The sequence below is a fragment of the Pseudomonas sp. HMSC063H08 genome (genome assembly GCF_001813645.1).
Lineage (GTDB): Bacteria > Pseudomonadota > Gammaproteobacteria > Pseudomonadales > Pseudomonadaceae > Pseudomonas > Pseudomonas aeruginosa.
This window is the reverse complement of the sequence record NZ_KV813318.1, coordinates 1-14,688: the sequence shown is the minus strand read 5'-3', so window position 1 is coordinate 14,688 and position 14,688 is coordinate 1. Positions and strand designations below refer to the sequence as shown.

General features: G+C 62.3%; 19 protein-coding genes. 18 read left to right on the top strand and 1 reads right to left on the bottom strand.

Annotated elements, in window-relative coordinates; translation table 11 throughout:
• Positions 1–73 precede the first annotated feature (73 nt).
• The 17 genes from HMPREF2924_RS00275 to HMPREF2924_RS00195 all read left to right on the top strand — a co-directional run bounded on the left by HMPREF2924_RS00275 (position 74) and on the right by HMPREF2924_RS00195 (position 12,402).
• Entirely contained in the window at positions 74–697 is a 624-nt protein-coding gene (locus tag HMPREF2924_RS00275; RefSeq protein WP_015649412.1) for a hypothetical protein, read from the top strand.
• Positions 697–1,017 carry a DUF2730 family protein gene (locus HMPREF2924_RS00270; RefSeq protein ID WP_003117315.1) on the top strand — a complete coding sequence of 107 codons (321 nt, stop codon included), beginning with the start codon at positions 697–699 and terminating at the stop codon, positions 1,015–1,017. Before HMPREF2924_RS00275 ends, HMPREF2924_RS00270 begins: the two co-directional genes overlap by 1 nt.
• Positions 1,014–1,316 carry a VpaChn25_0724 family phage protein gene (locus HMPREF2924_RS00265; protein ID WP_003121465.1) on the top strand — a complete coding sequence of 101 codons (303 nt, stop codon included), beginning with the start codon at positions 1,014–1,016 and terminating at the stop codon, positions 1,314–1,316. Before HMPREF2924_RS00270 ends, HMPREF2924_RS00265 begins: the two co-directional genes overlap by 4 nt.
• 2 nt (positions 1,317–1,318) lie before the next feature.
• A complete protein-coding gene (locus tag HMPREF2924_RS00260) occupies positions 1,319–1,867 on the top strand; it encodes a phage protein Gp27 family protein (RefSeq protein ID WP_003121466.1) in 549 nt (182 codons plus the stop codon).
• A gap of 1 nt (position 1,868) precedes the next feature.
• Positions 1,869–3,542, top strand: coding sequence for a hypothetical protein (locus tag HMPREF2924_RS00255; RefSeq protein ID WP_003138156.1), 1,674 nt, complete (start codon positions 1,869–1,871; stop codon positions 3,540–3,542).
• 2 nt (positions 3,543–3,544) lie between these two features.
• Positions 3,545–5,110 carry a DUF935 domain-containing protein gene (locus HMPREF2924_RS00250; protein WP_003138157.1) on the top strand — a complete coding sequence of 522 codons (1,566 nt, stop codon included), beginning with the start codon at positions 3,545–3,547 and terminating at the stop codon, positions 5,108–5,110.
• Positions 5,100–6,338: a PBECR2 nuclease fold domain-containing protein gene (locus HMPREF2924_RS00245; protein ID WP_016852447.1), complete on the top strand. Its 1,239-nt coding sequence runs from the start codon at positions 5,100–5,102 to the stop codon at positions 6,336–6,338. Before HMPREF2924_RS00250 ends, HMPREF2924_RS00245 begins: the two co-directional genes overlap by 11 nt.
• 1 nt (position 6,339) lies before the next feature.
• Positions 6,340–6,915, top strand: a complete 576-nt coding sequence (locus HMPREF2924_RS00240) for a phage virion morphogenesis protein (RefSeq protein WP_016852448.1) — start codon at positions 6,340–6,342, stop codon at positions 6,913–6,915.
• 210 nt (positions 6,916–7,125) lie between these two features.
• Positions 7,126–8,235, top strand: a complete 1,110-nt coding sequence (locus HMPREF2924_RS00235; protein ID WP_003138161.1) for a phage protease — start codon at positions 7,126–7,128, stop codon at positions 8,233–8,235.
• Between the two features lie 5 nt (positions 8,236–8,240).
• Complete coding sequence (locus tag HMPREF2924_RS00230; protein ID WP_003121593.1) at positions 8,241–8,645, top strand: hypothetical protein; 405 nt, start codon at positions 8,241–8,243, stop codon at positions 8,643–8,645.
• A 14-nt stretch (positions 8,646–8,659) separates the two neighbouring features.
• Positions 8,660–9,556: a Mu-like prophage major head subunit gpT family protein gene (locus tag HMPREF2924_RS00225; protein ID WP_003127513.1), complete on the top strand. Its 897-nt coding sequence runs from the start codon at positions 8,660–8,662 to the stop codon at positions 9,554–9,556.
• 12 nt (positions 9,557–9,568) lie between these two features.
• Positions 9,569–10,003: a hypothetical protein gene (locus HMPREF2924_RS36000; RefSeq protein WP_015649419.1), complete on the top strand. Its 435-nt coding sequence runs from the start codon at positions 9,569–9,571 to the stop codon at positions 10,001–10,003.
• A gap of 2 nt (positions 10,004–10,005) precedes the next feature.
• Positions 10,006–10,521: a gp436 family protein gene (locus HMPREF2924_RS00215; RefSeq protein WP_003121492.1), complete on the top strand. Its 516-nt coding sequence runs from the start codon at positions 10,006–10,008 to the stop codon at positions 10,519–10,521.
• The gene (locus HMPREF2924_RS00210) at positions 10,518–10,970 is read left to right on the top strand and encodes a phage tail terminator protein (RefSeq protein WP_003138162.1); all 453 of its coding nucleotides are present in this window, start codon (positions 10,518–10,520) and stop codon (positions 10,968–10,970) included. The genes HMPREF2924_RS00215 and HMPREF2924_RS00210 overlap by 4 nt, the downstream gene beginning before the upstream one ends.
• Positions 10,967–11,170 (top strand): DUF7210 family protein, encoded by a 204-nt coding sequence (locus tag HMPREF2924_RS00205; RefSeq protein WP_003127509.1) that lies wholly within the window; start codon positions 10,967–10,969, stop codon positions 11,168–11,170. Before HMPREF2924_RS00210 ends, HMPREF2924_RS00205 begins: the two co-directional genes overlap by 4 nt.
• Positions 11,171–11,176: 6 nt before the next feature.
• A complete protein-coding gene (locus HMPREF2924_RS00200; RefSeq protein WP_016852449.1) occupies positions 11,177–11,917 on the top strand; it encodes a phage tail tube protein in 741 nt (246 codons plus the stop codon).
• A 2-nt stretch (positions 11,918–11,919) separates the two neighbouring features.
• Complete coding sequence (locus HMPREF2924_RS00195; RefSeq protein ID WP_016852450.1) at positions 11,920–12,402, top strand: DUF6631 family protein; 483 nt, start codon at positions 11,920–11,922, stop codon at positions 12,400–12,402.
• On the opposite strand, the gene HMPREF2924_RS35745 is transcribed toward HMPREF2924_RS00195, so the two are convergent.
• Positions 12,357–12,539 carry a hypothetical protein gene (locus tag HMPREF2924_RS35745; protein ID WP_049967619.1) on the bottom strand — a complete coding sequence of 61 codons (183 nt, stop codon included), beginning with the start codon at positions 12,537–12,539 and terminating at the stop codon, positions 12,357–12,359. The genes HMPREF2924_RS00195 and HMPREF2924_RS35745 overlap by 46 nt on opposite strands.
• A 116-nt stretch (positions 12,540–12,655) precedes the next feature.
• On the opposite strand from HMPREF2924_RS35745, the gene HMPREF2924_RS00190 reads away from it, so the two are divergent.
• A partial coding sequence (locus HMPREF2924_RS00190; protein WP_141765517.1) for a tape measure protein occupies positions 12,656–14,688 on the top strand: 2,033 nt, incomplete at its 3' end.

Here is a 14,688-nt window from a genome sequence, read left to right as displayed (position 1 = left end):
GAGCGGCATGGTAAGTCCGGTGTGGCTCGGGCAAAACGCAAGGCGCGCAAGTACCGTCGGCAAAGGGGGCTCCATGGGCATCCTTAGTCTCCTGCGCTCCAACTGGTTCTGGATCGCGCTGATTGCGGTGCTGTACAGCGTAGCTGTAGTGATCCACGGCTCCGCAAGCTACGACCGTGGGTACGCCACCGCTCGCGCCGAAGGTGACGCAGCGCTGCTCAACCTGCAGCTGCAGCATTCCAACGAGCTGGCCAAGATCGCTGAGGACAACTTCCTGCAGTTCCAGCAGCAGGTCACTCGCGCGAATCAGGCGGAAGCGCGATTCCTGTCAGCCCAGGACCAGTTCACTGCCCTCCAGCAACAGCTATCGGAGCGTATCGCCCATGTCTCGACTCAATACCGGCCGGCACCAGGTGCTTCCCCTGTGCCTGCTCCTCGCTTCGTTGTCACTTGCGGCTGGCTGCGGGACTACAACCACGCCCTCGGCGCCGATCTGCCCTCGCCAGCAGCCTGCAGAACTGCCGCCAGCCCTCAAGAAACGGCCTGGCCCGCCTCCGGCGCTGACGCCGAACTACTGGAAAGCGGTGTCAGCGCGGCTGACATCCTGGCCCATGCCCGCGATTACGGGAAATGGTCTCTCACCAACCTGGCGCAACTGAATGCGCTGCTCGATGTAAACGACAAGGAAACTCACTGATGGACTTGGACTTCGTGCTGCGCGCCGGCCAGTTCGTATTCACCGCGGCGGTGGGCCTGTACTCGCTGGCTGCTGCGCGTCGCTCCAGCTCCAAGGCCGAGGCCGAACACCTGACGAATCGGCTTTCATCCCAGGACAACCGACTTCTCACCCTGGAGCAGCAGATGCTCCACCTGCCGGACAGCCAGCAGCTGTCGGAGCTGGCCGGCGACATGAAAGCCATGCGCGCCGAGCTGTCGGGGTTGGCCAAAGCGCTGGACCCTTTGACTCGCTCGGTTGATCGCATCAATGACTACCTGCTCAGCGAGAGACGCCCATGACTAGCAACTACTCCGATTTCATCAGCCAGGACCGCCGCCTGGTGATCCTGCGCATCCTTGCGGAAATGCCGACCTACCAGGCCAATAGCTCGGTACTGCACGCCGTCCTCAGCCAGTGGGGGCATGACCCCAGTCGCGACCAGGTGAAGGGCGAGTTGCGCTGGCTGGAGGAGCAGCAACTGGTGAAGATCGAGGACGTCAGCAACGGCGCAGTGCTGGTCGCGAAGCTGACTGAGCGCGGCGCCGACGTGGCCGCCGGCCGCGCCCGAGTGGACGGCGTGAAGCGTCCGGGAGCCTGACCATGGGCCGCAAGTCCAGCATCGACAAGCTGCCACCGGATGTGCGTTCGTTCATCGAGCGCTCCCTGCGCGAGAACCGCCTGACCCTGGACGAGCTGATCGAGCAGTTGCAGGAGCGCTTCCCGGGCAAGGAAAAGCCCAGCCGTTCAGCGATCGGCCGATACAAGGTCAGCTTCGACGAGATGACCCGGCGCCTGCGCGAGCAGCAAGCGATGGCCAGCCTGCTGGTGGAAGAGCTAGGCGAGAACCCAGACGAACGTGCAGGCGCGCTCCTGGTGCAATCCATCACCACCTTGACGACCCATGCGGCCTTCGCTGCGCAGACCGAGGACGAGGTCGACATCGAGGACGTCCGCAAGCTGGCTCGGGCAGCCAAGGATGTCCTGCAGGCCCGCAAAGCCAGTATGGAGGAGCGCCGCCAGATCGAGCGCGAAGCCCGCGAGAAGCTGCTCCAGGAGCAGGAGCAGCGCTTGGAAGAGCAGCGTGGCAGCGACGGGATGAGCGAGCAGCTCGAAAACCGAATCCGCGGCATCCTCCTGGGGAAAGCCTGACATGGCCATGCGCGCAACCACTGCCGAGCTGGGTAAGAGGCTTACTGCGACCAGTGCCCCGCGTAAGATCGACCTGGCCGAGGAGATGGAGCTGCTCGGCGTCGACGTGCCGCAGGAAATCTCCGAAGCCCAGCCGGCCAATGAGCCCGTCTTCCTGCCGTACCAGCAGCGCTGGTTCGAGGACGAGAGCCAGATCATGATCGCGGAGAAGTCCCGCCGTACCGGCCTGACCTGGGCCGAGGCCGGGCGCAACGTGATCAATGCCGCCAAGCCGCGGCGCCGAGGTGGCTGCAACACCTTCTACGTCGGCAGCAAGCAGGAGATGGCGTTGGAGTACATCGCCGCCTGTGCTCTGTTCGCCCGTGCTTTCAACGAGCTGGCAGAGGCCGACGTCTACGAGCAGACCTTCTGGGACGAAGGGAAGAAGGAAGAGATCCTGACCTACATGATCCGCTTCCCGAAAACGGGGCGGAAAATCCAGGCCCTGAGCAGCCGGCCGAGTAACCTGCGCGGCCTGCAGGGCGACGTGGTGATCGATGAAGCAGCGTTCCATGAGTCCCTGGAGGAGCTGCTGAAGGCCGCCCTGGCATTGACGATGTGGGGCAACAAGGTGCGCCTGATCAGCACTCACAACGGCGTCGACAACCCCTTCAACACCTACATCCAGGATGCCCGAGAGGGCCGGAAAGACTACAGCATCCACCGCATCACCCTCGATGACGCGATTGCTGAGGGACTGTACAAGCGCATCTGCTACGTCACGGGCCAGGCTTGGTCACCCGAGTCCGAGAAAGCCTGGCGTGATGGTCTGTACAAGAACGCCCCCAACATCGAGTCGGCCGAGGAAGAGTACGGCTGCGTCCCGAAAAAGTCCGGCGGCGCCTACCTGTCGCGGGTGCTCATCGAGCAGGCGATGGTCGCCGACCACTCGATCCGCATTCACCGCTACGAGGCGCCGGCCGGCTTCGAGAGCTGGACGCCAGAGCTGCGAGAGGCGGAGGTTCGCACCTGGTGCGAAGAGAACCTCCTGCCAGAGTTGGCCCGCCTTAGCGACCAGAACCGCCACACCTTCGGCGAGGACTTCGCGCGCCGCGGCGACCTGACCGTCTTCACGCCTTTGGCGATCTCGCCGACCCTGCGCAAGCGCGTCCCCTTCCAGGTCGAGCTACGGAACCTCACCTACGAAGCTCAGCGCGACATCATGCGCTTCATCTGCGATCGCCTGCCGCGACTCAGTGGACTGGCCTTCGACGCCACCGGCAACGGCGGCTACCTGGCCGAGCAGGCTGCGCTGAAGTACGGCGCCGGGATGGTCGACCAGGTGCAGCTCAACCTGGCCTGGTACGCCACCTGGATGCCGAAGCTCAAGGGCGAATTCGAGGCATTCAACCTGGAGATCCCGCGGCACCAGACCGAGCTGGATGACCTGCTCTCGATCAAGGTCGAGAAAGGCATCCCTGTCATCGACAAAGGCCGCACCAAGGACTTGGAGTCAGCCAGCGGCAAGGGCAAGCGTCACGGGGACGCCGCCATTTCCTTGGTCATGGCCGTCCGAGCCAGCTACATGGAGGGTGGCGAGATCGCCTTTACGGCGCTGCCACGCCATAGCCGCGGCTTCGACAACGTCCAGGACCACAACAACGATATCGAGCTACCGGAGCCTTCAGCATGGTGACTATGACCCGGATTCTCGGCCCCGACGGCCAGCCGCTGCGCCTGAACGAGATCCGTGAGCCCCAGACCGCCCAACTGACCAGCCTGCACCATGAGGTCGCTGGTCACCCATCTCGTGGACTCACGCCTTCAAGGCTTGCCTCGCTCCTCGACTCCGCCGAGCAAGGTGACATCGTCGCCCAATATGAGCTGTTCGAAGATATGGAGGAGAAGGATGGCCATATCCACGCCGAGATGTCCAAGCGGCGCCGCGCGGTGGCTCAGTTGGACTGGGACATCGTTCCACCCGACAACGCAACAGCTAAGGAGAAGGAAGCTGCGGCGGCCTTGTACAACCTCATGCAAGGTCTGGACGACTTTGAAGAGGTAATCTTCGATACCACCGACGCCATCGGCAAGGGCTTCGCCTGCCAGGAGTTCGACGGCTGGCAACGCGTTGATGGTAACTGGCTCCCCAAGGCGATCATCCATCGCCCCCAGTCATGGTTCCAACTACCGCGAGGCGTTCGGCAAGAGATCCGGTTGCGTGGTCCGTCGGGAGGGACGCCGTTGCAACCCTTCGGTTGGATCACGCACGTTCACAAGTCCAAGAGCGGTTATCTGGAGCGCTCGGCTCTGTTCCGTGTCCTGGTCTGGCCCTACCTGTTCAAGAACTACTCGGTAGGCGACCTGGCCGAGTTTCTGGAGATCTACGGCATCCCCATGCGGGTCGGTAAATACCCGACCGGTGCCACCGAGAAAGAGAAGCTCACACTGCTGCGCGCCCTGGCCGCACTTGGGCACAACGCTGCCGGGATCATCCCTCTTGGCATGGAGCTGGATTTTCTGAACGCAGCCCAGGGCGATCCGGCCGCGTTCCAGTTGATGATCGAGTGGTGCGAACGAACTCAGTCAAAAGCCATCCTCGGTGGCACGTTGACCAGCCAAGCAGATGGAAAGACCTCCACCAACGCCCTGGGCAATGTCCACAACGAGGTACGCAAGGACTTGCGGGACGCCGACGCGAAACTGTTGGCGAAAACACTCAGTCGTGACCTGGTCTACCCGATTGCCGTCCTGAATGGCCTTGTCGACAGTTGGGCACGCTGTCCCCGGCTGGTCTTCGACGTCCAGGAGGCCGAAGACCTCAGCGCCTACGCCACAGCTCTTCCACCATTGGTGAAGCTCGGGATGCAGATCCCTCGCAGTTGGGCGCAACAGCGCCTGGCAATCCCGGAGCCAGCCGAGGGCGAGGAAGTGCTCGCGACCGTGATCGAGCCGGTCGTACCGCCGGCGCAGGTACCCACACGTGCCTTGGGAAAAGCGGTGGCCACCGCTGAGACACCTCCGCCGAAGACCGCCGACCAGCAGTTGGATGACGCGCTCCGCCCGACCACCGACCGATGGATCGACCAAGTCCGTGCGCTGGTGCAGAGTGCATCCAGCCTGGATGAAATCCGTGATGGCCTGGAGCAACTGCTTCCGGACATGACCCTGGAACAGTACGCGGATGCGATGGCGCAGGCCCTGGCCGCTGCGGCGCTACAGGGGCGAGTCGAGATCCTGCAGGAGGTGGCCGGTGGCGCTTAGAGCAACCTCACTGCCTTTCGCCGAGCAGAACCAGTTCTTCCGGCGCAAGCTCAATCTACCGACCAACGCCTGGACGGACATCTACACCCGCGAGCATGACTATGCCTTCGTCGTCGCCGGCGCCAACCGCGACGACCTGGTGCAGGACTTCCGTCAGGCAGTGGAGAAGGCAATAGCCGATGGCACTACGCTGGAGGAGTTCCGCCGTGACTTCGACCGTATCGTCGCCAAGTACGGCTGGAGCTACCGGGGCGGGCGCAACTGGCGCAGTCGAGTGATCTACGAGACCAACATGCGCAGCAGCTACATGGCCGGTCGCCTGGAGCAGCTCATGGCTGTGCGCGAGGAACGTCCTTACTGGCAATACCTGCACAGCGATGCTGTTGAGCATCCGAGACCGAAGCATGAGTCCTGGAATGGCCTGGTCCTGCGTTGGGACGATCCTTGGTGGCAATACCATTTCCCGATCAATGCCTGGGGATGCCAGTGCAGCGTGCGCGCGCTCAGCGAGGATGACCTACGCCGTATGGGCAAGGATGGCCCGGACGAGGCACCACCGATTGTGTGGCAGGCCCGGACCATCGGCCAGAACAGCCCAGACGGGCCGCGAGTGGTCGAAGTACCAGAAGGCATTGATCCCGGCTTCGAGTACATGCCGGGCCAAGCCAGACTGGACACTGCGGTGCCTCAGCCTCGCAATGGCGGGCCTACGCCTCCGGCCGGTCTACCAAGCACTCCGGCTTCTGACCCGCTACCTGCGCCTCGTCCTGTTCCGACCAACCAGTTGCTGGACCAGGACATGCTCGATGCCGACGCGATCAAACGCTTCCTGCGGCCGTTCGGCGCGACCCTGGATAAGCCGGCCGTCTTCCAGGATGTAGTCGGTCAGCGCGTAGTGGTGGGGCGCGAGATGTTTGTCAGCCGAGCCGGCGGTGATCTGCTAGTAGCGGAATCCGGCATGTCGAAGAAGTGGTTGATGCTGGCGGCTGAAGCACTGCGGCGTCCGGCAGAGATATGGGTACGGCTGGATTGGGTCGAATCTCTGAAAAAGGCTGTGGTCCGTCGATGTTACCTGGCCAGCCTGCAGGTAAGCGGCGAAGCGGCTCCCGTCCAGGTTGTTGTCGAGCTGGACGCCAACGGCTGGGCGGCGAGCGCCGCGGTCGTCCAGCCAGGGCAGCAACCGCTGGCACCATATCGCCAAGGTGTTCGGCTGTACCAGGAGACGTGACGTGGCTGGAGTAACCCTTGAATACAGCAGTGAGAAGGTACTTGAGGCGCTGAGGGCAGCCGCTGATCTCATGCGCTCCCCGGCCCCGATGTTCCGTGATATGGGCGAGTACATGCTCATCGCCTTGGACGAACGCTTCGAGAGCCAGAGCGCACCTGACGGTACGCCTTGGCAGGCGTTGTCCCCGGCCTATCAGCGGCGAAAGCGGAAGAACCAGGACAAGATCTTGGTGCTCGATGGCTATCTGAAAAACACCATCCGATATCAGGCCAGCGACGACGAACTGGCGGTCGGGTCCAACCGTGCCTATGCAGCGATTCATCAATTCGGTGGTGAAATACAGATTGCGGCTCGCAGCCAGCAAGCGTATTTCCGGCATGACGCCAAGACCAACGAGGTCAGCCCCCAGTTCGTGAACAGACGTCGGGCGAACTTCTCTCAGTGGGTGTCCCTCGGTCCCTACACTATCAAGATCCCGGCTCGGCCGTGGCTAGGCACCAGCAACCGCGACGATGACGAGCTGCTAGCGATCGCACAGAAGCACCTCGATCGAGCGCTTTCCGGGAAAAGCTCCTGAGCGCGCCAAGAAGGCCTTTCATGGTTCATTTGGCTGCCGTGGTTCCACTCCAATGCGGATCGGCGCAGCAACGGCGTTTATAAATCGATTTGAAGAGGGTTCCTCTTAGTGGCTCAGGTAGAAATTGCCTGAGCCACCAGAATTTCCGCTTCGCACGATTTTCGCCCCTTCCAAAAGACAGCTTAAGTGTCTGGCGCACAGAGTGGCGCCATGAAAACGAAGCCCCTTCTCGCCGCCATAGCTCTCGCCGCCTGCAGCTTCGATATACAGGCGCCGACCGAGGGCAATCTCATCACCCTGCAGGTAACCCCGGCCGGGCAGTTCAAGCCGCGCGACAACCGGGAAATGAAAGTCCCCGCCTGGAATATTGACGCTGCGTTGGCAGCGGCTGTCGTGCAGCGGTTCGCGGCAAAGAAAACGCCTCCGGTGCTCGACTACGAGCACCAGACCCTGTGGAAAGAGGAAAACGGGCAGCCGGCACCCGCTGCTGGCTTCTTCCGCGCCCTGGAGTGGCGTGAGGGCCAGGGCTTGTTCGCCCAAGTCGAGCTAACCGCCCGTGCAAAGCAGTACATCACCGATGGCGAGTATCGCTATTTCAGCCCTGTCTTCCTGTTCGACCCCGTGACGGGTGACGTCCTGGACCTTCAGATGGGAGCGCTCACCAACAACCCGGCTATCGACGGCATGCAAGCCCTAAGCGAGCGCGCTGCAGCCACTTTCCAACTGACCATCGATCCATCCAACGAGGAATCGCTCGTGAAACCACTGCTGAAAGCGGTGCTTGCCGCACTCGGCCTGGCCGAGAACACCACCGAGGAGCAGGCCATCGCCGCGCTCTCCGCCCATACCACTGACCTGGCCTCGATGCGCAAGCAGCTGGGCCTCGACGACACTGCTGCCTGCAGCGCCATGCTTGCAGCCTGCACTGGGCTGAAAGCCAAGGCAGCGACCGCAGTAGATCCGGCCAAGCATGTTCCCGTTACCGTCGTCGATGAGCTGAAGAGCGAGATCGCGGCGCTGACCATCCGACTCGGCCAACGCGACGAGAAGGAACTGGATGCCGAGATCGCGACTGCACTGGAAGACGGCCGGCTGCACAAGAGCATGGAAAAGTGGGCTCGGGAGTTGGGCAAGGAAAACCGTGCCTCTCTTACTGCGTACCTTTCCGCTGCACAGCCGATCGCTGCACTGTCCGGCTCGCAGACTCGGGGCCAGCCGCCGGTACCGGACGAGAAAACCGGGCTGACGGCCGACGAACTGGCCGTATGCACGGCCATGGGTATCACCATTGAGGCCTTCAAGGCCGCGAAGGAGGCCTGAGCATCATGGCCCTGACCAAAGACCGCAACACCCCACGCCGCGACGGCATGCAGTTCAACGACCCGGTGGCGGCCAACGCCAAGATCTTTGCCGGCAGCCTGGTGTGTCTCGACGCTTCGGGCAACGCCGTACCAGGAGCGCTGTCGACCACCATTGCGGCGCGCGGTATCGCCCAGGAGCAGGTCGACAACACCGGTGGCGCCGCCGGCGCCAAGCGTATCGAAACCCGCCGGGGTGTATTCCAGCTCGCCAACAGTGCCTCGGCCGACCAGATCACCCGCGCCGACATCGGCAAGGAGTGCTTCATCGTCGACGATCAGACGGTCGCCAAGACCTCTGCCACTGACACCCGCTCGGTTGCCGGCGTCGTCCGCGATGTGGATGACGGCGGTGTCTGGGTAGAGATCTAAGGAGCAGCATTCAGATGATTATCAACCAGCAAAACCTGCGGAACCTCTTCATCGGTTACCGCGCGGCGTTCCAGAATGCCTTCGCAGGTGTTCAGCCTGACTTCAACCAGTTCGTGCTGACCGTGACGTCCGGTAATGCCTCCGAGCAGTATGGGTGGCTCGGTAACTCGACCGCGTTCCGGGAATGGCTCGGCGACCGAGTGATCCAGAACTTGGGCGTGCACGACTACACCATCAAGAACAAGACCTTCGAGAACACCGTAGGTGTTCCTCGCGAGAGCATCGAAGACGACAGCTACGGGCTGTTCACCCCCTTGATGGGGCAATTGGGCCAGGACTCCGCGATGCACCCGGCGGAACTCGTCTACGCGCTGCTCAGTGGTGGTTTCACTCAAACCTGCTACGACGGCCAGTACTTCTTCGACACCGACCACCCGGTAACTAGCGCGGCTGGCAACGAGGTTTCCGTCAGCAACTTCCAGGGCGGCAGCGGCACACCGTGGTTCCTGCTCGACACCACGCGAATCATGAAGCCGCTGATCCTACAGAAGCGGAAGGACTACAACTTCGTGACCATGGACGCCGAGAAAGACGAAAACGTCTTCATGCGTAAGGAGTACGTATACGGCGTTGACGCGCGCTTGAATGCCGGTTTCGGGTTGTGGCAGCTCGCCTACTCCTCCAGGGAAGCGCTGGATGCGAGCAGCTTCAACGATGTCTACGCGGCGATGCAGAGTTTGCGTGGAGATAAGGGCAAACGACTCGGTATCCGACCGAAGCTCCTGGTCGTTCCGCCATCGCTGCGCAGCCAGGCGTTGGAAGTGGTCAAGGCCGAACGCAATGCGGCTGGAGCCACCAATATCAACCGCGACGTGGTGGACGTGCTTGTCACCCCGTGGCTGGCGGCCTGACGGAGGTGTGCAATGGCAGGTAAGAAAAGAACTGCAGATCAACCCGAGGAGCGGTCCGGCGTAGCAGTAAGCGCGGACACAGGCCTGTCTACTGGTGATTTCACTTCTCCGCCTGGGGTTTCCGCCGGTCCCCAGGTTGTGGAGCAGCCAGGGGAGACCATTGCTCAGGATGCCCAGCTCGGCCAGCAGAGCGGAGACGCTGCTCCGTCGCCTGACGCGGCTCTGCAGCCAATGGCCAGCGCCAAGGGAGCGGCAGGTGAGGACGAGGTAGAAGCACTGTTCGTCCGTTCCGTACCGGATAGCTTCCGGCGCTGTGGCCATCGCTTCACGCGAGAAGGCCACGGCATTGCACTCTCGCTGTTGAGCGACGCCCAGGTCGATGCACTGCTCAATGATCCGAATCTGGTCGTCGAGCACTGCTCGTTTGCACTGAAGGATGTGAGCTGACCATGGACTACATCACTCTCGTCCACCTCGCCGAACGTCCTGGTGCAAAGGAGCTGGCTCAAGTCGCCACCGCCCAGCACCTGAAGATCGTCGATTCCGCGCTCCTCGATGCCGCGTTGCGTGGTGGAGATCTGAGTGCCTGGACGCCGGAGCAGGTGGCGGGGGTTGATCTCGTCCTGGAGCGAATCACCGAGGCCATGACCGAGGCCGAAAGCATCGTCAATGGTTACCTGGCCAAGCGAGGCTACGGCCTGCCGCTGAGTCCGGTGCCTGGCCTGGTTACCGGCTGGGTGCGCGACATCGGTCGCTACCTGCTGCACAAGGACCGAATCTCAGACGACAAGGACGCCATCCTGCGCAACTACAAGGATGCCTTGAAGTTCCTGCAGATGGTCGCCGACGGCACGTTCAGTCTCGGCGCCGAGGATCCGATCGCCAACAATCCCATGTTGGCCGATGTTCGCTTCGATGCCGACGAGAACGTATTCAATCGCCAGCAGCTGAGGAGCTTCCGGTGAGCAACGCTCCTTTCGATCACCGTCTGGTCATCGAGCGCCTCACCGCTACGGTGCCGGCGTTGCGACTGATCGGCACGGCAGCGGACTTCGGAGCAGTTAAGGCGCTGCGGGACTATCCAACGCCGGCCGCCTATGTGCTGCTCGCTGAGGAAAGCGGTGAGCCGCGACCAACCGGCAATAGCGGTGGGCCTGCCCGGCAGCGCGTCGGCGCGCTGTTCGGCGTTGTGCTGGCCGTCCGCAGCTACCGATACGACCAGTTGGCCGATGCGGCCGACGATCTCCAGTCGATTCTCGACCAGGTTCGCGGCGCGATGGTGGGCTGGGTACCCAGTTTGCCCTTGGCCAGGGGAACCCAGTTCGTTATCGGCAAGGTGCTGGACTCTGACGACACCACGCTCCTCTGGGGCGAGATCTATTCCACTCAACACGCCATCGGGAGAGACCCATGAGTACCAAGCAAGTCGCCGACACCGCTGAAGTGAAGCGGGAGAAGGTCATTCTGATCGCCGATCACACCCATGGTGAACAGAAGTGCAAGACGGGTGACGAGATCAGTGTCACCAGCATCGAGAAAGAATGGTTGATTCGCCACAAGCGCATTGCTGCGCCGGCCGATCAGGCCGCTGCCGCCGGCAAGGCGAAGGAGTAACCCCTCATGTCTCTGATTTCTCTCCAAGGCAAGATTTGGATGGCTGAGCGCAGTGCTCAAGGCAAGGCGTTGAAGCAGACCTGGGTGGGCAATGCCCCGACCTGTGAACTGCAATTGGCCACCGAAACCACCAACAAAACCGAGAGCTTCAGCGGTAATCGCCTGCAGTACGGCCAGCTCGACCGCGGAAAGACCGCGACGATTAACCTGGCGCTCGACGAATGGCTACTGCCCAACCTGATCCTGGGGCTGTACGCGCAGCAGGTCGCCATTCCCGGCGTGACGGTAACTGGCGAGGCGCTTCCCACGCCGATTGCGGTTGGTGATGTGTTCCGCCTGGCAAAACCCTTCATCAGCGATCTGGTGCTCACCCAGTCGAGCACTCCGCTCGTCGCAGGAACCGACTACAAGATCGAATCTGCCACGGCCGGTCTGATCGAGTTCCTGACTGCCCAAGCATCTGCGGTAAGCGCCGCCTATGAGTCCGAGGAAGCTGTGGCGCTGACGATGTTCACCCAACGGCCTCCGGAGCGCTGGCTATTCCTGGACGGCATCGACACCGAAACCGGCAAGTCGGTCTTGGTCGACTTGTTCCGCTGCAAGTTCAACCCGGTCGGAACTCTGGCAATGATCCATGAGGAATACGGCAATCTGCCGTTGACCGGCAGTGTCCTGTATGACCCGCTGAATGCCGGTGATCCGATGCTCGGTGGATATGGCCGATACATCGAGAAGAAGGCGGCCTGACCATGGCGCGGAAGGTAACCAGGAAGAAATCTGCCACTGGTGCAGAGGACCTGTCTGTCATCCACCCCGACCGCACGATAATCATTGCAGGCCGGGACGTGGTGATGCGCGAGTATGGGTTCTTCGAGTCGCTGGAGCTGCTCCCTCTGTTGGAACCGATCCTGGTCGACCTTGAGGAGCAAGCGAAAGCGAACGCGCCCTGGCCGGGCATCGAGGCGGTTCCTTCTTTCCTGGGCAATCATTTCTCGGTCCTGGTACATCTGATTGCCAAGGCGGCTTCGGTCGATATGGAGTGGATGCGCGGGCTTGGTGCAGACGACGGCTATGAACTGGTCTGGTGGTGGTGGATCGTCAATGGCCCTTTCTGCAAGCGCTGCGCCGAGAAACGTCTGCTGACGGCGCAGGCCATCGCCGAGCAGGCCAGGAAGCGGGACGCTGGTCAGACGCCATCGACTACCTCGTCGCCGCCGGTTACGGCTCCGTAGCCGACATTGGCAAGATGACTCGTCGGCAGATCCTGCAGCAGCTCGACGCGGTGGAGCGACGACATCGGCGCGAACGCGCTGAACGGGTGATCGACGTCAACTTCGCTTTTGCGGGCGGTCAGGACGCTGAACGTCACCTGCAGAAGCTTCTAAAATAGAAAGCGGCCTCCGGGCCGCTTTTTAGCGTCTTCCAAAAGACCTCACTGCTTGCGCGCGCGACCATTCGGGTACTTCCTCCGAATGTGATTCGCAAATGGCAAATCGAGATCTCGAAATCGCCCTTCGGCTGCGTGCCGACATGAAAGACGGCCAGGCTGCCGTCGAAGCTTTGGCGGCCGCGATCAGGGATGTCGGTAGCAAGGCGTCCGAGGCCGGCACGGGCCTGCAGAAAGTCGGTGCTACCGGCGCCGTCGACCAGGCCCAAGGGGCCATCGACAAGCTCGGCCACTCGCTGGATGGTGTGAGTGCTAAGGCGTCCGAGGCCGGCAAGGGCCTACAGAAGGTCGGGACTACCGGGGGCGTTGATCAGGCCCAGGCGCCCATCGACAAGCTCGGCCACTCACTGGATGGCGTGAGTGACAAAGCGTCCGAGGCCAGCAAGGATCTGCAGAAGGTCGGGGCCACCGGGGCCGTCGATCAGGCCCAGGCCTCCGTCGACAGGCTTGGCCAATCCCTGGACTCCACAGGTAAACGCGCAGGCGACGCATCCCGTCAGATCACCCAAGTCGGCGAATCCGCAGAGCAACAAGCTGCTCGAATCAAGGCAATGGTCGCGGCATCGCTGCAGCAAAAGTCTGCGCAAGATGAGGCGGCAGATAGCACCCAGCGACTGAATACCGCTGTCCAGGCAGGAAACACCGCTTGGAGGGATAGCGCTCAGGCGCAGTCCAACGCCATGAACACCTTCCACAACGCCGAGCGCGCCCGTGTCCAGCAGGTCGCTGCGGAAAAGCGCGCGGCGGAAGCTGCAGCCGCCGCTGCTGCTGAGACCTCTCGGCAGGAAGCGGCAGCCCGCAAGCTTCTCGGGGCTATTGATCCAACTTACCGCTCCCTCGCTCAATTGGCGGACCAGGAACGACAGCTCACCGAGCACTTTCGTGCTGGTCGTATTGAGGCTACGGCGTACGCAAGCGCCTTGGACAGAATCCGAGCGCGGCGTGATGTCCTCAATGGCATTGGCAACGATGCCAGGACCTCTACCGTGGCTCTCAACAGCATGGGAGCGGCTATCCGTCGAGTGCAGGGCCTGTTGGTGGCAGGCGTAGCTGGGTACGGCGTAGCGTCCTTCTCCAAGGAAGTCGTCAACACCAACCTGCAGTGGCAGCAGGCGTTGTACACCATGGAGGCAGCTACGGGGTCGGCGGCGAAGGCGAGGCAGGAGTTGGAGTACGTCCGCGAGGTTTCCGAACGCCTCGGCTTGGAGCTGCTCAACACCAGCCAGGCCTATTCCCGCCTGGTGGCGGCCGCGAAAGAAACCCCGGAGCTGGGCAGTTCCCTGCGCACGATCTTCGAAGGCGTCGCCTCGGCCACCACTGCGCTGCACCTCACCCGCCAGGAAACCAATGGCATCCTGCTCGCCCTGGAGCAGATGATCAGCAAGGGCAAGGTCCAGACCCAGGAGCTAGTTCTGCAGCTCGGCCAGCGCGTTCCCGGCGCGTTCTCGCTTGCCGCCAAGGCTCTGGACACCAACACCAAGCAGCTCAGCGAGTGGCTGGAAAAGGGCATGATCCCGGCGGCCGAGTTTCTGCCGCGGTTCGGCGCTGCCCTGCAGGAGGCTTATGGGCCAGCCTCACAGAAAGCGGCCACCGGCTTGCAGGCCGAACTCAACCGTTTGGAGAACGCATTCACTGACCTGAAGATCCAGGCTGGCGAGTCGGGGTTCATCGACACCTTCACTCAGGCCGTGCGAGATCTGCGTGATGTGCTGAAAGATCCGGCGGTGGTGGAGGGCCTGAATCTCCTGATCAAGGGCCTGGGTACTGCCATCGGTTATGCGGCCAAGGGGGCTGCGGGCGTCGTCAACGTCACCAAGTTCGTCGCGGAGGAGATTGCGGCGCGCGTGAACGGTCCCGCCGCTGATGACGTACCCCGCTTGGACGATGCCATCGCTCGTGAAACCGAGTACATGGCAAGGGTTCAGTCCGCGCTTGACGATGCCTACGAGAAGAACGACCAGAAGCGCATCCAGCGATACGAAGAAGCACTCAGCAAGGCACAAGCGCAGATCCAGCAATGGCAGGACCAGCGTGACGCGGTGCTGAACGGTGCCGGCCAGGTCGCGGCGCT

Bases quoted from the DNA above. Each gene is read 5' to 3' on its own strand.
- HMPREF2924_RS00250 (WP_003138157.1), top strand. From the start codon at position 3,545: ATGACCCGGATTCTCGGCCCCGACGGCCAGCCGCTGCGCCTGAACGAG.
- HMPREF2924_RS00230 (WP_003121593.1), top strand. From the start codon at position 8,241: ATGGCCCTGACCAAAGACCGCAACACCCCACGCCGCGACGGCATGCAG.
- HMPREF2924_RS00270 (WP_003117315.1), top strand. From the start codon at position 697: ATGGACTTGGACTTCGTGCTGCGCGCCGGCCAGTTCGTATTCACCGCG.
- HMPREF2924_RS00265 (WP_003121465.1), top strand. From the start codon at position 1,014: ATGACTAGCAACTACTCCGATTTCATCAGCCAGGACCGCCGCCTGGTG.
- HMPREF2924_RS00260 (WP_003121466.1), top strand. From the start codon at position 1,319: ATGGGCCGCAAGTCCAGCATCGACAAGCTGCCACCGGATGTGCGTTCG.
- HMPREF2924_RS00205 (WP_003127509.1), top strand. From the start codon at position 10,967: ATGAGTACCAAGCAAGTCGCCGACACCGCTGAAGTGAAGCGGGAGAAG.
- HMPREF2924_RS00275 (WP_015649412.1), top strand. From the start codon at position 74: ATGGGCATCCTTAGTCTCCTGCGCTCCAACTGGTTCTGGATCGCGCTG.
- HMPREF2924_RS00195 (WP_016852450.1), top strand. From the start codon at position 11,920: ATGGCGCGGAAGGTAACCAGGAAGAAATCTGCCACTGGTGCAGAGGAC.
- HMPREF2924_RS00200 (WP_016852449.1), top strand. From the start codon at position 11,177: ATGTCTCTGATTTCTCTCCAAGGCAAGATTTGGATGGCTGAGCGCAGT.
- HMPREF2924_RS00215 (WP_003121492.1), top strand. From the start codon at position 10,006: ATGGACTACATCACTCTCGTCCACCTCGCCGAACGTCCTGGTGCAAAG.
- HMPREF2924_RS00235 (WP_003138161.1), top strand. From the start codon at position 7,126: ATGAAAACGAAGCCCCTTCTCGCCGCCATAGCTCTCGCCGCCTGCAGC.
- HMPREF2924_RS00225 (WP_003127513.1), top strand. From the start codon at position 8,660: ATGATTATCAACCAGCAAAACCTGCGGAACCTCTTCATCGGTTACCGC.
- HMPREF2924_RS36000 (WP_015649419.1), top strand. From the start codon at position 9,569: ATGGCAGGTAAGAAAAGAACTGCAGATCAACCCGAGGAGCGGTCCGGC.
- HMPREF2924_RS00255 (WP_003138156.1), top strand. From the start codon at position 1,869: ATGGCCATGCGCGCAACCACTGCCGAGCTGGGTAAGAGGCTTACTGCG.